This is a genomic window from Marinomonas sp. GJ51-14 (assembly GCF_055808695.1).
The window spans coordinates 2,417,642-2,437,670 of record NZ_CM147879.1 but is presented as its reverse complement, the minus strand read 5'-3'; the positions used below and the strand labels follow the sequence as shown (position 1 = coordinate 2,437,670).

Annotated in this window: 18 protein-coding genes and 1 pseudogene; 12 read left to right on the top strand and 7 right to left on the bottom strand. The window is 39.2% G+C overall.

Annotation, left to right across the window (positions count from 1 at the left end; all coding sequences use genetic code 11):
- Window positions 1-247 precede the first annotated feature (247 nt).
- From ubiG to AC0L3Y_RS11710, 3 genes are all read left to right on the top strand, one after another.
- Complete coding sequence (gene ubiG, locus AC0L3Y_RS11720) at window positions 248-970, top strand: bifunctional 2-polyprenyl-6-hydroxyphenol methylase/3-demethylubiquinol 3-O-methyltransferase UbiG (protein ID WP_473463169.1); 723 nt, start codon at window positions 248-250, stop codon at window positions 968-970.
- 20 nt (window positions 971-990) lie between these two features.
- Complete coding sequence (locus AC0L3Y_RS11715; RefSeq protein WP_473463165.1) at window positions 991-1,734, top strand: YciK family oxidoreductase; 744 nt, start codon at window positions 991-993, stop codon at window positions 1,732-1,734.
- Window positions 1,735-1,808: 74 nt separating this feature from the next.
- On the top strand, window positions 1,809-4,877 hold the full coding sequence (locus AC0L3Y_RS11710) for an insulinase family protein (protein WP_473463159.1): 3,069 nt from the start codon (window positions 1,809-1,811) through the stop codon (window positions 4,875-4,877).
- Window positions 4,878-4,883: 6 nt separating this feature from the next.
- Here AC0L3Y_RS11710 and AC0L3Y_RS11705 read toward each other — a convergent pair whose 3' ends face one another.
- Window positions 4,884-5,438: a hypothetical protein gene (locus AC0L3Y_RS11705; protein WP_473463155.1), complete on the bottom strand. Its 555-nt coding sequence runs from the start codon at window positions 5,436-5,438 to the stop codon at window positions 4,884-4,886.
- Between the two features lie 104 nt (window positions 5,439-5,542).
- The gene (fabV, locus tag AC0L3Y_RS11700) at window positions 5,543-6,745 is read right to left on the bottom strand and encodes an enoyl-ACP reductase FabV (protein WP_473463150.1); all 1,203 of its coding nucleotides are present in this window, start codon (window positions 6,743-6,745) and stop codon (window positions 5,543-5,545) included.
- A gap of 179 nt (window positions 6,746-6,924) precedes the next feature.
- On the opposite strand from fabV, the gene AC0L3Y_RS11695 reads away from it, so the two are divergent.
- Together AC0L3Y_RS11695 and AC0L3Y_RS11690 are read left to right on the top strand one after the other, a co-directional pair.
- Complete coding sequence (locus tag AC0L3Y_RS11695; protein ID WP_473463148.1) at window positions 6,925-7,572, top strand: hypothetical protein; 648 nt, start codon at window positions 6,925-6,927, stop codon at window positions 7,570-7,572.
- Window positions 7,479-8,153, top strand: a complete 675-nt coding sequence (locus AC0L3Y_RS11690) for a glycosyltransferase family 4 protein (protein ID WP_473463143.1) — start codon at window positions 7,479-7,481, stop codon at window positions 8,151-8,153. Before AC0L3Y_RS11695 ends, AC0L3Y_RS11690 begins: the two co-directional genes overlap by 94 nt.
- Before the next feature lie 41 nt (window positions 8,154-8,194).
- Here the strand turns inward: AC0L3Y_RS11690 and AC0L3Y_RS11685 are convergent, their stop codons facing one another.
- From AC0L3Y_RS11685 to AC0L3Y_RS11665, 5 genes are all read right to left on the bottom strand, one after another.
- Complete coding sequence (locus tag AC0L3Y_RS11685; protein ID WP_473463139.1) at window positions 8,195-8,389, bottom strand: DUF1289 domain-containing protein; 195 nt, start codon at window positions 8,387-8,389, stop codon at window positions 8,195-8,197.
- A 73-nt stretch (window positions 8,390-8,462) separates the two neighbouring features.
- Window positions 8,463-9,179, bottom strand: a complete 717-nt coding sequence (locus AC0L3Y_RS11680) for a YebC/PmpR family DNA-binding transcriptional regulator (RefSeq protein ID WP_473463136.1) — start codon at window positions 9,177-9,179, stop codon at window positions 8,463-8,465.
- A gap of 140 nt (window positions 9,180-9,319) precedes the next feature.
- Complete coding sequence (locus tag AC0L3Y_RS11675) at window positions 9,320-10,489, bottom strand: aminotransferase-like domain-containing protein (RefSeq protein ID WP_473463132.1); 1,170 nt, start codon at window positions 10,487-10,489, stop codon at window positions 9,320-9,322.
- A gap of 102 nt (window positions 10,490-10,591) precedes the next feature.
- On the bottom strand, window positions 10,592-11,125 hold the full coding sequence (locus AC0L3Y_RS11670; protein ID WP_473463129.1) for an acetyltransferase: 534 nt from the start codon (window positions 11,123-11,125) through the stop codon (window positions 10,592-10,594).
- Window positions 11,126-11,135: 10 nt separating this feature from the next.
- Entirely contained in the window at window positions 11,136-11,492 is a 357-nt protein-coding gene (locus AC0L3Y_RS11665) for an acyltransferase (RefSeq protein ID WP_473463124.1), read from the bottom strand.
- A 246-nt stretch (window positions 11,493-11,738) separates the two neighbouring features.
- Between AC0L3Y_RS11665 and AC0L3Y_RS11660 the strand changes: the two genes are divergently transcribed.
- The 7 genes and pseudogenes from AC0L3Y_RS11660 to AC0L3Y_RS11630 all read left to right on the top strand — a co-directional run bounded on the left by AC0L3Y_RS11660 (window position 11,739) and on the right by AC0L3Y_RS11630 (window position 19,960).
- The gene (locus tag AC0L3Y_RS11660; protein WP_473470623.1) at window positions 11,739-13,145 is read left to right on the top strand and encodes an ATP-binding protein; all 1,407 of its coding nucleotides are present in this window, start codon (window positions 11,739-11,741) and stop codon (window positions 13,143-13,145) included.
- Between the two features lie 19 nt (window positions 13,146-13,164).
- A pseudogene (locus AC0L3Y_RS11655) lies at window positions 13,165-13,844 on the top strand (response regulator).
- 21 nt (window positions 13,845-13,865) lie between these two features.
- A complete protein-coding gene (locus AC0L3Y_RS11650; RefSeq protein WP_473463122.1) occupies window positions 13,866-14,816 on the top strand; it encodes an AEC family transporter in 951 nt (316 codons plus the stop codon).
- Window positions 14,817-14,865: 49 nt separating this feature from the next.
- Window positions 14,866-16,947: a PAS domain-containing sensor histidine kinase gene (locus AC0L3Y_RS11645; protein ID WP_473463120.1), complete on the top strand. Its 2,082-nt coding sequence runs from the start codon at window positions 14,866-14,868 to the stop codon at window positions 16,945-16,947.
- A 1-nt stretch (window position 16,948) separates the two neighbouring features.
- Window positions 16,949-18,367, top strand: a complete 1,419-nt coding sequence (locus AC0L3Y_RS11640; protein WP_473463117.1) for a sigma-54-dependent transcriptional regulator — start codon at window positions 16,949-16,951, stop codon at window positions 18,365-18,367.
- Window positions 18,368-18,513: 146 nt separating this feature from the next.
- On the top strand, window positions 18,514-19,401 hold the full coding sequence (locus tag AC0L3Y_RS11635) for a helix-turn-helix transcriptional regulator (RefSeq protein WP_473463114.1): 888 nt from the start codon (window positions 18,514-18,516) through the stop codon (window positions 19,399-19,401).
- Between the two features lie 22 nt (window positions 19,402-19,423).
- Window positions 19,424-19,960 carry a flavodoxin gene (locus AC0L3Y_RS11630; RefSeq protein ID WP_473463108.1) on the top strand — a complete coding sequence of 179 codons (537 nt, stop codon included), beginning with the start codon at window positions 19,424-19,426 and terminating at the stop codon, window positions 19,958-19,960.
- The last annotated feature ends 69 nt before the right edge of the window (window positions 19,961-20,029 follow it).

Below are 20,029 nucleotides of genomic sequence, written 5' to 3'. Positions count from 1 at the left end.
ATCAAGCATCCTTTAGATGTAAATCAAGTTAGCTATTGGTCAGCTCATTAGGTTGGCGCTATACTAGAAAAAAGCAAGCTTCTCTGTAATATTCTTAAAACAGATCTAAAGAGAAAGTCACAACGTAGTCCTTTAGATAATAACACCAATAAATAGACCCAAAGAAGCCTACAACCAACACCTAAAGCAGCTAAAAAACCAAGCGGGCACTTTAGTTTTAGCCGTATATAAATGGAAAACATATAAAATGACAAACCCACAACAAAACAATGTAGATTTAAATGAAGTTGCAAAGTTTGAAGCTTTGGCGAGCAAATGGTGGGATACAGAAAATGAATTCAAACCACTTCATGATATCAACCCTTTGCGCACCAATTACATCAACGAACGCACATCAGGATTAAAGGGCAAGAAAGTTATTGATATAGGATGTGGTGGTGGCATTTTATCAGAAGCAATGGCAAAACTTGGCGCCAATGTAAAAGGTATCGACATGGGCGAAGCACCTCTTGCGGTGGCTAAACTACATCTCGAAGAATCAAAGCTTGATATTGATTATGAAAAAATCACCGCCGAAGAAATAGCGCAGCGAGAAGCTGGCCAATATGATGTAGTCACCTGCCTTGAAATGTTAGAGCACGTACCAGATCCAGCATCAGTAATCAAAGCCTGCATGACACTTGTTAAACCCGGCGGACACGTATTTTTGTCAACCATTAACAGAAACCCAAAAGCGTATCTTTTTGCCATTATCGGAGCAGAATACATCCTCAACATGCTTCCTAAAGGCACACATGACTATGCAAAATTCATCCAACCTGCTGAACTTAACAATTACGCACGGTCCGCAGGACTAGAAGTCATCCACATGACAGGTATGACTTACAACCCTCTAACAAAGATATACAAACTGAACGATAAAGATGTGTCTGTAAATTACCTAATGCACACTCAAAAATCCAACACCTAAGCAAGGTGCAAGGAGGAGATATGTTTCATTATCAAGCCCCAAGCCAACTACTAAAAGACAAAGTTATCCTCGTTACAGGTGCAGGTGATGGCATCGGTAAAACCGCAGCTATCACCTACGCAAAACATGGCGCAACCGTCATACTACTTGGCCGTACTACAAAAAAACTCGAGACTGTTTACGATTTCATAGACAAAAACCAATACCCTCAAGCCGCTATTGTGCCACTAAACCTTGACGGCGCCTCAGAGCATGATTACCTAGAGCTTTCTAATACAATAAAAAGTGAATTTGGACATCTTGATGGCATTCTTCACAATGCAAGCCTATTAGGGCAACGCACATCTTTAGTGAACTACGACCCCGCCTTATTTGAACAAGTAATGCGCGTTAATGTCACTAGCCAACTACTGCTAAACCAAGCCCTGCTCCCTCTAATGGAAAAAGCCGAAAATGCTTCCATTATCTTTACATCTTCCGGAGTCGGTAGAACAGCAAGGGCAAACTGGGGGGCGTACGCAATTTCAAAATTTGCAACTGAAGCCATGATGCAATTATTCGCCAGCGAACTTGCCGAGCTATCACCAAACATCCGTGCAAATGCCATTAACCCTGGCGCAACCAGAACTAACATGCGCGCAGGAGCATTTCCAGAAGAAGACCCAAACACCCTTTCGACCCCAGAAGATATTATGCCGATTTATCTTTATCTAATGGGTAAAGACAGCCTTACAATTAACGGTCAATCCTTAAACGCTCAATAAAATAATGTGGTAGATGCAACGGATAGCTCAGAAGTCCATTGCATCTTCTCATATGCTTCAGTTAATCTGAGGAGATGAATCACACCCTTAAAAAAGCAATTTCCTATTTCACTCTACTTTCAGCGCTGGCATCACTTCCAGGCCATGCTGACGACACAACCTCAAACCACAATACAACAGAGAAAAACACACAATTGAATACAGATGAAGTGGAGAGCAGAGCAGCAAAAATCGATGATACAAAAAAAAACATGAAAAACACCGAAACCACACAAAATAACATCAAAGAAATAGCCAATAAAAGCCTAACAGACACAAACAGCTATTACACAATAACGCTACCAAACAAACTTAAAGTACTATTAATCAGCGACCCTCAGGCAGAACGTTTTTCAGCTTCATTATCCGTTGGTGTAGGAAGCTTCCAAGATCCAGATGAGCAACAAGGTCTTGCCCACTTTTTAGAACATATGCTTTTCTTAGGCACAGAAAAATACCCAGAATCCGGAGACTATCAATCTTTCATTAATACAAATGGCGGTTCACATAATGCTTACACAAGCACAGACACCACTAATTTTTATTTCGATATAAAACCTAATGCATATGAAGGCGGACTTGATAGATTTGCTCAGTTCTTCACCACACCACTATTTAGTGAATCACTAACTCAACGAGAAAAAAATGCAGTAGATGCAGAGTACAAAGCGAAATTTAAAAATGAGAGCCGACGTAACAATCAAGCATTCAAAACACTAATTAACTCAGAACACCCATACAACCGTTTCACTGTAGGTAATTTAGACACCCTAAAAGACCTTCCAAACAATCCATTAAGAGAACAGCTACTCTCACTTTATAAGCAAAATTATTTTGCCGAAAATATGGCATTAGTCTTAGTTGCAAACCTATCACCAGACCAACTAGCAACGCTTGCTCGCCAATACTTTTCAGACATTCCGAGCAACACATTAAAGGATGAGGAACACTACTCAACACTCATCCCTGTCGGAAAGCCTCACCTACAATTTGTTCGCTCACTCATCGACAACAACACCTTGTCTTTTTATTATCAAATTGATGCTCAAAGTGACAATTACAAAACACAACCTACACGCTATTTATCCTATATATTAGGTAACGAAAACAAGGGTTCTTTATTTGCATCCTTAAAGTCAGAAGGGCTTATCAATAGCATTTCTGCCAGCACCAGCCCCGACTATGGCGACAATGCTTTTTTCTCAGTAAAAATGCATCTCACTAACGAGGGTATGGAAAAAATAGATACAGTAGCCAAACAATTATTTGCCACTATCAGCCTATTAAGATCTTCTTCAATAAACCCTCTCTATCTTGAAGAAGGCCTCAAACTTAGCCAGTTAATGTATAACAATCAAAACTATGTTGATCCACAAAGACTCGCTAGATCCCTGTCATCGAGAATGCTTAAAATTCCAGTCGAAGACATATTAAGCAGCTTTCGTGTTGACACAACAGCCAGCAAAGAACAAGTAGCTCGCCTCTTACAGCAACTCAACACAGAGAACCTATTAGTTCAGATAGCAACTAACAAAGATTTCCCCGAGAGCTGGGCCAAAGAGCCAATAACATGGAAAACAGAACCTTGGTATCAAACCCAATACAGCAACAATGACTTTAGTCAGACATTTTTAAATTTTGTCAATCTAGCTGTCACAAGCACTTATGTAAGCTTGCCTGAAAAAAACAACTTCATTCCAGAGTCACTAAATTTAATTGATGGAAAAGACGACGAACCTTCTATTATTTTCCAAAAAGAAGGCTTCACCTATTGGAACAAGTCTGACTCAAGCTTCAAAAAGCCAGTTGCCATGAATTTCGTCACCATACGCTTCGATCATGCAACAGACACTCCAGAAAATACGTTACTAAACAGGTTATGGAGCCGTCTCTTTAATGACAGCGTAAGCGAATCTACATATGCCCCTTATGTCGCAGGTCTAGGCTTTACCTTTTATCCTCATGCAAATGGCGCCACACTTAGAACAAATGGCTACTCAGATAAACAAGGTACTTATATCACTTGGCTGATCGACCAACTTTTTCTATTCCGACCAAGCATAGAGCGATTTGAATTAGCCAAAAAGCAGCTTATAAAAGACCTGAGCAATCAAAAAAGTCGACAAGCGTACCGCAATGCCAATTCAGCATTTAGTACGTTAATAACAAAAAACAGTTTCACTACTGAAGAGTTAGAAAGCGCCCTAACATCACTATCATTAGAAGATCTATTGGCTTTCACAAAACAAGCCAGAGAACACTTTGACATTGTTGGCTACAGCACTGGCAACGTAACCAAAGAGCAAACTGAGAAATTAGCAACTTCTCTTTACCAGCGCTTCGACGGCCGTTTATTCCCAAGAACACCAATAGAAATTGAAACAAAGCACCTAACCGCTCAACAAAAGTTACATTATAAATTTGACTCCACTAGTGACGATAGTGTCGTGCTTTACACAATAATCAGCACCAGTACACAACCCCCAGAAACAACAAAAGTAGAAGCCATTACAGAAAAGGCCCATATATCCATACTCAAAAAGCTCATCAACAGTCCGTTCTACCAAGAACTCAGAACCAACAAACAACTCGGCTATATTGTTGGTACACAAAATTTAAGCACACGAGATACCCCTATCTTAGGCTTATTAGTTCAATCTCCAAATAAAGACACATTAACCATCATCACAGCCATACAAGATTTTCTAACAGAACAAAAAAACAGATTAGAAACACTTTCACAAGAGGAATTCAATACAGCAAAGAGTGCACTGCTAAGCGAGCTCAGAACAAAACCTAAGAACCTAAGCGACAATGCACTAAATGAATGGCGTCAAATTGCAAAAGGTGAAGAGTATCAAACAAGGGAAGAATGGATTAACACGGTAGAAAAACTCAATATAGAAAATTTCATTCAGTTTACGAAAGATAAATTACAAGCCATTGAATCTACAAACATTATCGTTCATAACAAAGCATTTCCAGCGGAATTAGTTGAAGAAAACTGGATGACATCATCCCCTTCTTCACTACTACCCATTAACGAAAGTAGTCTAAATAGAATCGGAGCTTTAGAAGCAATAGAAGAGGTTAAACAAGATTAAAACAATCTATCCTCCAATCAATTGCTCTAACCTTTCTTCATCACTTTTCCCTCTTTCGTCATTATTCATGGAAGAGCCAGACCTAACTGGTGAAATGCCTTTTCCTGCTGGAGAAAAATCCCCTACATCAGGCACAATAGCATGATTAGAGATATCGTCAGGTGGATCAACTTGATCACCAAAAACACCGATTTCAGGCATCATACGAAGACGTTTTTCTTGAATCTCATCAGGTATATTTCCAGTAAACAAAACAGTAAAAGGTGCCTCTTCTGTTCGGCGATTTACTTCATCATAAATTTCCTGTTCACGCTCAGCGATATCATTCTCTTCCAGATACGAAGACACTTTTCCATCTGCCGCAATAACAACATTAGGACCCAAGGTTGAAACAGAGCGATCAACGGGAATCACCGAAACCTCTTCAGGGGAGCTAACGACTACTTGATGTTCAGTACGTATTATTTGGTTCCCATAAATAATATCGATAGGCTGACGCTCAACAGTCTGAGCACCGGCAACTAATGGTACAAAGCAAAGCATCCAAAAAGATTGTTTCATAATCACCCCAAAGCATGAATCCATATACTATAAGAGATAAAAAGACATTAAAAAAGGAGTTCAGTTAACACTGAACTCCTTTTCTTGATTATCTTCAATCGAAATTAAAGTGTAATCACATCAAAATCAGCAACAGGCTCTGCTTCAGCGTCATAATCAACACCATCGAGACCAAAACCAAACAACCTCAAGAACTCGTCTTTATAAAGCTGGTAATCTGTTTCCGCGAATAAGTTAGCATCAGTAATTTTCGGCCAAAGATCGCGACATGCTTGCTGAACATCTTCACGCAATTCCCAATCATCCAAACGTAAACGATTTTTATCATCGGTAAGCTCAGATGGATTGTTATTATTGTATAAACGCTCAGAGAACATGCGATAGATTTGATCCATACAACCTTCATGAAGGTTCTTTTCACGCATTATTTTGAAGACCATTGCTAAATACAAAGGCATAACAGGAATAGCAGAAGAAGCCTGTGTAACAACAGATTTCAACACAGCAACATTCGCACCACCATTCAATGAAGCAAGCTTGCTATCAATAGCCGCAGAGGCACGGTCTAAATCTTCCTTCGCCTTACCTAATGCTCCATGCCAATAAATTGGCCAAGTAATATCAGAACCAATATAAGAGTAAGCAACAGTACGAACACCATCAGCTAACACACCAGCTTCTTGTAGAGCAGACATCCAAAGCTCCCAATCTTGACCGCCCATAACCGTCGTCGTTGCTGCAACTTCTTCTTCTGTCGCTGGCTCGATTTCAGCTTCGATAATAACGTCTTTGTTCGTATCGATGGCAGTAGATTTGTATGTTTCACCAATAGGCTTAAGCACAGAGCGAATCACTTCACCTGTTTCTGGCATTTTACGTACTGGAGAAGCCAGTGAGTAAACTACCATATCCACTTGACCAAGATCCTCTTTGATCAAATCAATTACTTTTGCACGGGCTTCATTTGAGAAAGCATCGCCATTAATACTTTTAGAGTACAAACCCTCTTCTTTCGCTGCTTTATCAAAAGCCGCCGAATTATACCAACCTGCGGTACCTGTTTTCTTCTCAGTACCAGGCTTTTCAAAGAAAACACCAATTGTTGCTGCACCAGAACCAAATGCTGCAGCGATTCGAGAAGACAAGCCATAGCCACTAGATGCACCGATCACAAGCACTTTCTTAGGACCGTTTTCAACTTTCCCTTTACTCTTAGTAAAAGCGATTTGATTTCTTACATTCTGCTCACAACCTACTGGGTGTGTTGTTGTACAAATAAATCCGCGAATCTTTGGTTTTATGATCATAATTATCTTCTCAACGTCATGTTTTGCTTACGTCTTGCCTGACAATCCCGACAAACGAGGCAGGCAACACAAATCTGTTCGCCATGATACAATAGCCAAACGAATATGTCCTGATTCTCGTTTAAATCCTGAATCTAAAAAGTTTTTTCTTTCAATAAATAGCTTCTATAGAGAGCACTGTGCACCTACTTATTATTGGCTACGTCTGGCCAGAACCCAATTCTTCGGCTGCTGGCAGCCGTATGATGCAATTACTCAACTGTTTTTATAACAAACAATGGCAAATATCTTTTGCCAGTCCAGCTCAACAAACAGAGCACATGGCGGACTTGTCTTTATTAGGCATTACTCCAGATCATATTGACTTAAACGACACCTCATTCGATCACTACATTGCCGAAAAAAAGCCTGACATAGTTATCTTTGATCGCTTCATGATGGAAGAGCAATTTGGTTGGCGTGTTGAAAAGTTTAGCCCTAATTCTTTGAGGGTACTAAACACAGAAGACCTTCACTCATTGCGACAAGCTAGACACTTGGCATTAAAGCAAAACAGAGAATTTCAAATAGAAGACCTTTACAACGATCATGGCATTCGAGAAATTGCAGCTATCCATCGTTGTGACCTCACTTTGATGATTTCTGAGACAGAGACTCAACTTTTAATGGATGAGTTTCAAGTGCCAGAAACACATTTACTGCATTTACCTTTTATGCTCCCCCTCCAAAAAACATGGATACACTTCCTTCTTTTGAAGAGCGTGATCACTTTATTAGTATTGGAAATTTTCGTCACGCACCGAATTGGGATGCTGTACTGCAATTGAAAACAGAACTTTGGCCAAAAATACGTAAACGCCTACCTAAAGCAGAACTTCATGTTTATGGCGCTTATCCGCCCCCCAAAGCAACTCAACTACATAATGTAAAAGAGGGGTTCTTAGTGAAAGGCTGGGCAGAAGACGCGCAACAAGTGATGCAAAACGCAAGAATATGTTTGGCGCCTTTGCGTTTTGGCGCAGGAATAAAAGGCAAACTAGTTGAAGCCATGCAGATGGGCACGCCAAGCATAACAACCCACATAGGTTCAGAGTCCATGCACGGCAACCTACCTTGGAATGGCGTGGTAGCAGACAACAATGATACTTTTATCGATGCCGCTGTGTCACTTTATAAAGACAAAAGAAGCTGGAAGCTGATGCAACAAAATGGTAATCGAATCCTAGAATACCGCTACCAAGCAACACAATGGGAGCTGGCGTTAACCCAGAGGTTAACCGTGCAGAATAAACTCAAGAATAAATTACGACAGAAGCACTTTTTAGGATTAATGCTCAGGCATCATAGTCTAAAAAGCACACAATACATGTCCCAATGGATTGAGTTAAAAAACGAACTAGCAGAATAATAGTATCAAGACAGCCAAGGACTGGCTTGTCAAAAAATCGATTAATTACTAACGTATGGGCTTTTCGCTTCGCGCTCTCGCACTTTCTTCATAACAGCAAGCTGAGAAGCCTTATTCATACTTCCCCATAAACTAATCTCTTTACCCGTTCGATAACAGCCTGTACAAACATCCTCTTCATTGAGGGAACATATATTGACGCAAGGCGATTTTAATTGAGGTTTAGGTTTTGCCATTAGTTATTTTTTCTCACTTGAATAGCAATCAAAAAGGCTCTGAAGACATACTCACCAGAGCCTTTCTCAAACATTAATATTCAGCGTTATGATAAACTCGTTGAACATCGTCCAGATCATTCAAAAGATCAAGAAAACGCTCAAATTGCTCAACCTCTTCACCATTAATTTCAGTCATGTTTTGCGGCACAAATTGAATTTCATCGACTTCAAACTCAACTTCACCAAGTGCTTCAACCAATGCTGATTTCGCTTTACCATAATCCGTGTTTGGTGCGAAAACAGTTACTTTACCGTCTTCTAATTCAATGTCAGTGACATCAACATCTGCCATCATCAAAGCTTCTAAAACAACTTCTTCATCATCACCAGCAAAAACAAAAATTGCACTGTGATCAAACATGTGACTTACACTGCCCTGACCACCAATTTTACATTTAACCTTATTAAAGCAAGTACGCACATCACCGAAAGTACGGTTAGGGTTATCTGACAAACAGTCCACAATAACCATTGTATTACCAGGACCAAAACCCTCATAACGGGCTGTGTCAAAATCCTCTCCTCCACCACCTTTCGCTTTATCAATTGCTTTATCGATAACGTGAGTTGGCACCTGATCTTTTTTCGCGCGCTCGATCAGAGAACGTAGGGCCAAATTACCATTAGGGTCGATACCACCGGATTTCGCACAAACATAAATTTCACGGCCGTATTTACTATAAACCTTGGCTTTTTGATCAGACGTTTTTGCCATGGACTCTTTGCGGTTTTGAAAGGCTCTGCCCATTACATTTTCCTATTCTATGAAATCTTAAAAACAAGATTCTAACGTGTCACTCAAAAAGAAGGAACTGCTAGCCCCTTATAAATCACATAAAACCTTTACTTATACGCATAAAAACGCACACGACACATCGAATAGACAAATCATTTCAGACTATCGCGAATCACTTTCGACAAGATAGAAACGGCACCATGTATATCTTCAATTGAAAGTCTCGCAAAACTTAATCGTAAAAAAGCGTCGTCAAGTGGATTCTTAGTTGGGAAAAAAGGCGTGCCTGGCAAAACCAACACTTTCTTTTCGAGCGTTTCTTTCATAATTTGTTTGGAAGAAATTCCCTCTGGTAACTTGACCCAGAAAAACATGCCGCCCGCAGGAACAGTAAACTCGATAATATCACCAAGATTTTCTGTTAGTGCTGTCGCCATAGCATCACGTTTTTCTTTGTAGCTTTTTTGAAGTCTCTTAATATGAATTGGATAAGCCTCAGAGGTCATAAAAGCGATAATCATACTTTGACCAAGACGGTTTGTATGAAGGTCAACGGCTTGCTTAACCTTTACTAAATAAGACGAAAAAGCATGACAGGAAACCACATATCCAGTTCGTAAACCTGGCCAAAGTATTTTCGAGAAGCTCCCCATATACAACCATGGCGCACTCGTAATTAAACTTGTTATCGGTGTCAGATCTACATCTTCATAACAAAGATCCCGATAAGGGTCATCTTCAATAAGTAAGATGTTTTTCTCATCTAGTAGCGTCGCTATTTCTTGGCGGCGTTTTAAGCTATAGCAATGACCTGCTGGGTTTTGGAAATTAGGAATTAAATAAACTGCTTTAGGGTTCATACCCTCTATTGCATCACGCAATGCAGAAATAGACATACCCTCTTCATCAGAAGCCACACCCTGTACATTCGCACCCTGAAGATTAAAGACCTGGCAAGCAGCAAGATAGGTCGGCTGTTCCGTTAGAATTGTCGAGTTCTCATCTAAAATAAGTCGACTAATAATGTCTAAACCTTGCTGAGAGCCATTGGTTACCAACACGTCATCGACTTTGGCGCTTAAACCAATACCATTAACAATCGACACAATAAGCTCTCGTAACGACGCTTCGCCTTCACTCGCACCATATTGTCGGCTGTCGGTTAATCCATTCAAATCAGGGTAATTTGGCATTAGCTTTTCATCGGGCAAACCACCAGCCAACGACAACATATCTGGCTGCTGACTGTAATGCAGTAATTCACGAACCAAAGACACTTCCATGTCACTGGAACGAGATGTGAGTAAATGAGAGATATCCATGTTCAAAGCTCCAGATACATTAACGTTAAAATCAGATTAAATAGAATCTAGGATTTTAAACACAGAAAGAAGATACAGTTTTAAAAAAACAGAAGGATACAGCTATGAAGTTGATGTTTTTTCAGATTGCAACAAAAGCTCAATTTGCTGATCTTTTTGTCGCCAAAGATCATTCACCCATTTTTGAAAATAAGCGCGATACTCCGCATCATTTTGATAGTCACCAAGTAATGAATCTTCTATTGGTAACATACGAGTATGCACTCTCACTTCAGAGACCTTGCCACATAGATAATCAAAGAAGCTCGGAATACCTTCAGGGTAAACAATGGTCACATCAATTAAATAATGTAGCTTGCCATCCATTGCATTTAATGCAAAAGACAAGCCACCAGCTTTAGGCAATAATAAATGATTAAAAGCACTAGACTGCTGGTTATGCTTTTTCTTAGTAAACCGAGTTCCTTCCAAAAAATTCATAATAGATACAGGAAAATATTGAAATCTATCACAAGCTCTTTTTGTTGACTCTATATCTTTGCCTTTAAGCTCAGGTCGTTTTTGCAATAACGCTTGGCTATAACGCTTCATAAAAGGAAACTCTAGTGCCCACCAGGCCAAACCAATAAAGGGCACCCAAATAAGTTCACGCTTTAAAAAATTTAATGAAAGGAATTTTTCGATTGAAAATTCGCTGCAATATTAAAATATCAACCCAAGACTGATGATTTGATGTGATCATATACCAATCTTTAAGCGACAAATCCTGATTTCCAGATACATTAATAACAGACTTACCTAAGTATTTTTGGTTGAGGTTATTAATACCGATCCACATAGTCGCTATGTAGTCCAAAACAACATTTAATACAGCGCGTACAGAAGGAAATGGCAAAACCACTTTACATAGAGCAAGACACATCACAGGAATAAAACAAAATAAAGTATTCAAAACAATTAAGAGGAAAGACAACATACCTTTCAGCAGATAAAAAACAGACATAACTAAACTCGATAGATATAAATTAAATAGATATTACTAAAGGTGACTCTACATTGGAAATCCTCATTATTTACACTCAGCTCAAGTAGCCAGCTTTAGTATAAAAACTGTATAGTAAACATACGATTAGAACGACTATAGAACTCGCTTCAATATTGGGTAATATCTTACCCAAATATTGATGATTACCCATTCACCTGTCAGCTATATTTCTGCAGGACTTAACATAGGATTTCAAGCCCAGTGATGACCATCCCAAAAGGGTTAAAAATTCGGCATAAAATTTTCTTGGTTTTTATTTTAAGTAACATTTTACTTATCGTTTCCATGTGGCAAGTATTTCAGTGGAGTTTTGATAAAGGCTTTGTTTCTTACGCGACCGAACGTGACCGTGATTTTTTAGAGCAAATGGCTAGTAGAACAGCTAACCTTTATGTCTATTACGATGATTGGTACTTTTTAGTCCAAGAAAGCCGAATGGAAAGAGAATGGCATCAAGCTAAACTTGAAAACTTACGTGATTTGGTACCACCACCAAGCACACCCAACTTGGATCTTATCTATCCATCACAATATTACCGTCAACGTTTCCTACTATTTGATGGTGAGAAAAAACCTATAATAGGTAAAACAAATTTCAACAGTGCTGAGACCCATTCAGTTATCGTAAATAAAAAAGTCGTGGGGTATGTGGGTCTACGCTCAATAAGAGATTTAGTACAGGATCAAACGCTCCGCTTTGTTCGCCAACAGGGTGAAGCTTTTTTACTTATTTCTGCTTTTATGCTGGCTATTGCAGCACTGTTAACTTGGCCTCTAGCACAATGGTTAAGCCGCCCACTTTGCTCGATGCAAAGAGCAACTAAAAAACTGGCAGAAGGTAAGTTTGAAACTAGAATTGAAGCAAAAGGCTCTGATGAGCTCGCCGACCTCAGTCGTAATTTTAATAATCTAGCCAGTACACTAGAACGAACAAGAGAAGCACGTAAACGCTGGGTTGCAGATACGGCACATGAACTGAGAACGCCAGTGGCTATTTTAAGAGGTGAAATTGAAGCTATGCAAGATGGCATTATTAAAGTGTCTCCAGATAGCCTAGCCTCTTTACAACAAGAAACACTTCATATCGCACGTTTAATTGATGACTTAAACCAATTATCAATGCACGATACAGGTAGTTTGAATTATGAAATGGAAGATGTCTCACTTGATGACATAATTGAACAAACAGTTCAGTCCATGACGCTTCCTTTTAAAGAAGCTGGTTTAGAATTAGAGTTTGAATGCACTCAGAAACACCCTATTGTAATGACTGGTGACACAGATAGACTTCACCAACTTTTTGCAAACTTAATGAATAACTCATTAAAGTACACAAATGCACCAGGGAAATTAAAAGTCATGCTTTCAAAACATAATGAGAAAGCCATTATTCTTTTAGAAGACAGTGCTCCAGGTGTAAGTGAAGAAGACAAAGATAAGATTTTTGAGCAGTTTTACCGAGTCGAAAATTCAAGAAATAGAGCAACTGGTGGTCGAGGCTTAGGCTTAACCATTTGCTCTAGTATTGTAGATGGACACCAAGGCACTATTGGCGCTTATCACTCTGCTGATGGTGGCTTAGGAATAAGAATAGAATTCCCTTTAAATTAAATACGGAAAGAATAATATTATGAGCAAAGTACTGATTATTGAAGACGAACCAAAATTAGCTGAGTTAATGGCCGCTTATCTAGATCAAGCAGGCTATGAGCATCATCATCTTGATCGCGGCGACATCGCCGTTAATTACATCAAAAACAACCAGGTGGATATTGTTCTTTTAGACCTAATGCTGCCAGGTTTAGATGGTGTAGAAATTTGTAAACAAGTTCGTCAATTCAGTGGCGTACCTATTATCATGGTAACAGCCAAAGCAGAAGAGATTGATCGTCTTATTGGTTTAGAAATGGGTGCTGACGATTATGTTTGTAAACCTTTCAGTCCTCGTGAAATTGTAGCGGCGTAAAAGCAAATCTACGACGCGTAGAATTAGATCAAGCTGAGTCGCCAAGAACGGATGGTTTTGATCTAGATGTAGATCGTCTACGCGCAACCTACAAAGGTGAATTAATCGACCTAACAACAGTAGAATTCCAGCTTTTACAATTGCTAATCAAAGAACCTGGTCGTGTATTCGGTCGTGATTTGATTATGAAAAGCATTTACGCTGATAGCCGAGTTGTTAGCGACCGTACAATTGATAGCCACATTAAAAAATTACGTAAGAAAATTTCAGCCGTTGCTCCTGAATTGAATGTTATACATTCTGTTTATGGCGCCGGATATCGTTTCGAAAACAACGATCAATAGCCCCTATCTTTAAGGAATGGCGTGAATAACTTTTTAGACGTACTGACGTTTTCTTTCTCTATAACAATGCCAATATTCTTAATATTGGCATTAGGGATCGTTCTTTATCGCATTCAAATTATCAATGATAATTTCATCGATACCGCGTCTAAATTGGTGTTTAACGTTACACTTCCAGCTCTACTTTTTATTAGCATATCCAAAACAGATCTAACTAGCGATACAGATTTCTCTCTGGTAATTTACGCCATGATAGCTGTCATCGTCACTTATATTATTTTAGAACTATTGATGCCAATTTGGATATCCGATAAAGCAGAACGGGCAGTATTAATACAGGCCGCTTTTCGCTCTAATATGGGTATTATTGGCTTGGCCTACTGCGTTAACGCTTATGGTAATGATGTTTATGCAGTGGCTTCTATTTACCTAGGCGGTGTTACGGTTCTATTCAATATATTGTCGGTAATTGGTCTAAGTCGTGGTTTAGGTGGAGATGCCAATATCAAAGGTATTTTGAAAGGTATCGCAAAAAACCCTCTTATTATTGCGATTGTGGCTGCTTTTTCGACCTCAATTACAGGCATTACATTACCTACAACACTTTATAAAGCAGGTGATTACTTCGCTCAAATGACGCTACCACTGGCATTGTTATGCGCAGGCGCCTCACTCAGCTTTAGCTCTTTAAAGACAGGCATGTTGGGCTCTATTATTGCTTCAGTAGGAAAACTTATTTTTATCCCTGTTATCCTCACTGTTGGTGGCTATTTATTTGGTTATAGAGGAATGGAGCTCGGCGTTCTATTTCTTATGTCTTCCGCTCCAACCGCATCGGCAAGTTACATAATGGTTCGTGCGATGAATGGCAACTCAGCATTAGCGGCAAATATTATAGTTATCACCACTATCACCTCTTTGATTACGACTAGTATTGGCGTTACCTTGCTGAGAAGTTTAGACTTAATCTGATACCTCTTTAAACATCAGATTAATACAAACCAGAACAGCGAGACTTTATTTGATTTCACAATTTCGTAAACATCGTCTTTCGTTCCTTTCCTTAGGGTGCGCAATTCTTACTCTTTTATACTTTGGTATAAATACCATTGCCTATCAAACCTTAATCATTGACAAGCATTCACAAGGGCAGAACCAATTACTGGATTATGTTATTGAGTTAAGAAATGAATTAAAAAACTATCACATTCTTCCCTACGCCCTAACTGACAATCCAACTCTATTAGCCTTCATGAATAACCCTCAAGATGAAGCATTAACCAATCGTTTACACAGGCAACTAGAAGATTTAACTCACGTCTCCAAAACACAGGATTGGTTTATCCTTTCCACTCAGGGTGACCTCATGGTGTCCAGTGAGCAATCACCGAACTTTGAACTCGATGATTATTTTAATAAAGCGGATTTGAGTAATGTATTAAAAGATCAGCAAGGAGAATACATACTCGTGTCTGGCTATAATCCTGAACATTATAAGTCCGCCCATTTAGTCCTTGCGCCTGTTTATACATCAAAAGGGCTTGCAGGGGCTATCGCTGTCAGAATTGATGTAAGCAGTTTAATTGAGCGATGGAACTTACTCGATGACCTTGTTGTTATGACAGATCAAAACAGTCTTATTTTCTTAGCCAGTAAATTAAATCGTATTCTCGAAAGTAATTGGCTAGATGACTATACCGATGTTCAATTTGTGAATAAAACACGTTCAAAAATATACAGTTTAAATAACGAACGCTATCTTCTACAAAACGTCACCCTAGACGATTTAAAATGGCAAATACATTACTTATCCAACTTAAAGGGCATTCAGGCAAAAGCTCGTAGTATTGCTTTTGTTAGTTTAGGAGCATTTGCACTCATCTTTCTATTCTGGCTTTACCGGCGTGAACGTTCATTAAAAATCGCATCAAAACTTGAAAATGAAATACTGATTGCAGATAGTGCACAGCGACAAAGAGTATTAATAGAAAACACTCATGTCGGTCTACTCCAGCTTACTAAGCACGGTGAAATTTCCTTCGTGAATCCGATGGGGTTACGTTACTTTGGACAAGGCTCAAAGTTGAATGCCCACTATCTATCTGAGTTTTTACCCAATCACCCAGAAAACAAAAGCGCATTGTTTTTTATCAACGCCCTTCAAAACCAAAATACAGAAAATGATAAAAGCACTTCAAACTTGCTAGAACAAGAAGTTGTTCTACAGAAAGACAATGGCCAAACCTTTCCTGCATTACTGTCTATTTCCTCTCTAGAATGGAGCCACTCTCAGGGCTATCTGGTTACCTTAATTGATATCAGTAAACGTAAAAAAGCAGAACTTAATCTATTGGAAGCCAATACCCGCTTAGAAGAACGAGTATTAGAGAGAACCCAAGCTTTAGAAGCTGCGCAAAAAGAGCTCCTCAGTACAGAAAAACTGGCAGCAATCGGTCAAATGTCTACGGCAATAGCTCACGAGCTGAACCAACCTTTAACGGGCATAAGAACACTCGCTTATACTGCTGAATTATTATTAAAGCGCCAAGATTCAGAACAAGCCTTAAAAGTATTATCCGATTTACAATCCTTAGTAGTAAGAATGCAAAGCCTTACCAGTGAATTAAAAGTATTGGCCTATAGAAGGCCTGAACAACTGGCACCCACTTCCATTAAAGAATCAATCAGACATGCCATTGAAAGTCTTGGAGAGGAAGTGCAAGGCGTATCTTGGGAGATTCAACTTAATGATTTAGATTTGGTAACAGCCGAACCAACACGACTTGAGCGTATATTTTCAAATCTAATCAGTAATTCAGTACAAGCCTGCTCTGAATCAAAAATAACACCTAATATAAAAATATCATTGCAAGAACAGGGCGAGAAAATAACTATATGCTATAAGGACAATGGCCCAGGTATCGAGCAAAATAAACTCGCTCATATATTCGAACCTTTCTTCACCACAAAACCCATTGGTAAAGGTTTAGGGCTTGGGCTTGCCATTAGTGCAAACTTAGCAAAAGATATGAATGGCACATTAATAGCAAGTTATAATGATTCGTCACAACTGGTGTTCCGACTTACACTGTCAAAGGCTTAACATGGAAAACAACAACGCCAACATTGGCGCTAAAACTCATCTGCCCCCAACTAATCCAAACATAAACAATCATATTGAAATCTGGTTGCTAGACGACGATGACATTGTTCGCTCAACAACAGCTCAATGGCTACGCTTGTCAGATTATGTAGTGAAAGAATTCCAAGAAGCACAAGAATTGCTCGACCATTATAAAGTAGGAGAATCTTGCATTATCGTCAGTGACATTCGTATGACACCTATTGACGGCCTCACCTTGATGAATCATTGCTTAGAAAAAGAGCCTGAACTGCCTTTTATCTTGATAACAGGTCACGGTGATGTAGACACTGCAGTCAACTCATTACGTGATGGCGCATTTGATTTTCTAGAAAAACCTTTCGACCCAAATAGATTAATTGAAACCGTTGAAAAAGCCATTCAACTTCGTAAAGTCCAACTCCAACATGCTAACCAAGCACAATACCTTGGTGATCTACACGGTCTAGAAGAAACTATTATAGGTCAGCATGAACAAATCATTCGAGTGAGGCAACAAATTCACACCTTTGCCGACATGGACACTCACGTCATTGTTTACGGAAAAACCGGTTGTGGTAAAGAATTGGTCGCAAGAGCACTACACGATTGTAGCCCGAGAAACACCAAGCCTTTTGTCGCTATCAACTGTGCAGCTATTCCAGCTGAACTCTTCGAGAGTGAATTATTTGGACATGAAGCTGGCGCATTCACCAGCGCGAATAAAAAAAGAGTCGGTAAACTAGAATATGCCAGTGGTGGAACTCTCTTTCTAGATGAAATAGAAAGTATGCCACTTGCTATGCAAATAAAATTATTACGAGTCTTGCAAGAAAACCAACTAGAACGCATTGGCAGCAATACCACTATAAAGATAGATCTTAGAGTCGTGGCTGCCGCCAAGAATGACTTACAAACGTTAGAGGACTTCCGACAAGATTTGTTCTTTCGTTTAAATGTCTCGCAAATACATCTACCTGATTTACGCAATAGAGGATCAGACATCCCTCTACTTTTCGAACATTTTTGTCGTATAGCAGTAAAAGAGCGTGGCGGTAATTTTAGACCCTTGAGCCCAATAGATCATGAGACACTAACTTTATATGGGTGGCCTGGGAATGTTCGTGAATTAAGAAACGTAGCTCTACGATACGCATTAGAACCCAACACGAGTGTGGCTAAAATATTAGCCGGCTATCAAGCCCAAGATAATATAGACACAATTACACCGCTTCCATTGAGCGTGAAAGTTCAAGAGTTTGAGCGTAGCTTAATTGAAGCGAGTATTCGCCAACAAAAAGGCAATATTCAGTCTGTTCTTGAACAACTACAACTCCCACGCCGAACATTGAATCAGAAAATGCAAAAATATGGACTCAATCGAGTCGATTACCTAGATTAGATTCTCCCCTGCCTCCATATAACCTCATCATGATATAAAAATATCAATAAAGTGATTCTCATATAATTTTTTTAATGAGAATCACTTGCATTAATAACGAAAAGCATCTTTAATGATAACCATTATCAGATTAGAGGCAACATTCAATGCAAATATGTATGCATGATATGTATGACAACACAGGTAAAGTAAAAGACGAAATGACCGCACACATCGCAGGTCACAAGTGTTTTCTTGCTCTGCTTCCAAATCTACAATTATTGAATCAACACCTGCATAGTAAAACGAATGTTTCTATTCGTGAAGAAGCTAAGCAAGGTTTATATTTTTCTTTTTTGGGTACAAGAGCAATTAATACAGTTCATGATATTGAGTCTGTTGAGATTACTTATCAACCAAAGAATATACATGGTTACTTTTCCATGAAGGCTGGTGAAGAGCGTAGTCTACTACAAGTGCGTATTAGCCCAGAACATCTTGCTAATGTACTGGGCGAAACAGAAGATCAGATTATCCAGCATTTTCGTTTGATGGGTGACAAGTTAAATAACGATAACGGCGTCATACAACTCCCCTTCACGGAAAAAGCAGCTAGCATTAGCAAGTCCGTTTTATCCCACAAAGGTCACTCTATTAGTTTAGCAGGACACATTTACGCCCTTATATTTACTGTGATAGAACAATTACAAATGCTCAGTCATTTATCACAATGTAAGGATTGTCAAAGTAAAGTATTCAACGCACAGAACCTAATAGAAGCTATGGAGCATGAAGCACTAAATATATCAAGTATTGCTCAAGATGTTGGTCTTAATACAGAAGCCCTTGCAATTGGTTTTTACCTAATTGTTGGACAATCTATAGAAAGCTATTGGACTCGTAGTCGCATTAAATTTGCAGCAGCCAAACTCAGACAAGACCCAACAGCAAAAACACACATTATTGCTCAAAGTGGTTTCTCTGATGATCAGTTTGAAGCGGCTTTTATTCAACATTTTGGTGTCAGCAGTCACCAATACGGACAAATTCACTAAGTTATAGGATTAAATTTACAACATGGCTCATTCATCTATAGCCCTTATATATGGCACAGATACCAACAACACAGAAGAAGTTGGTCATAAGATAGCAAAACAATGGGAAGAATTAGGAGAGACAGTCGAACTCTTCAATATCGCAGACATAGAAGCAAACTTATTAGAACAATACTCTATGGTCATTCTCGGCATTCCTACATGGGACTTCGGTGGTATCCAATCCGACTGGGAAGACATTGGCGATAGCTTAAGTGAACTATCTTTAGAAAACACTACTGTTGCACTGTACGGACTAGGTGACCAATTCGGATACGGAGATTATTTTGTTGATGCTGTTGGATGGCTGTATGAGAAGCTACTACCTACAAATGCGACCTTTATTGGACAATGGTCAACAGAAGGTTACGACTTCGAGGCATCAAGAGCCTGTGTTATAGATAAAAGCCATTTCATTGGTTTAGCTATAGATGAAGACCAACAATTTGAACTCACTGATCAACGTATTGAACAGTGGGTTATCCAACTTTACGCAGAAAGAGCGGTAGAAGCCGCGTAATCATCACCTGACTGGCCATTGGATTAAAGCAAACGACTCAAATTTGGATCCCCATACATTCACTGCCCT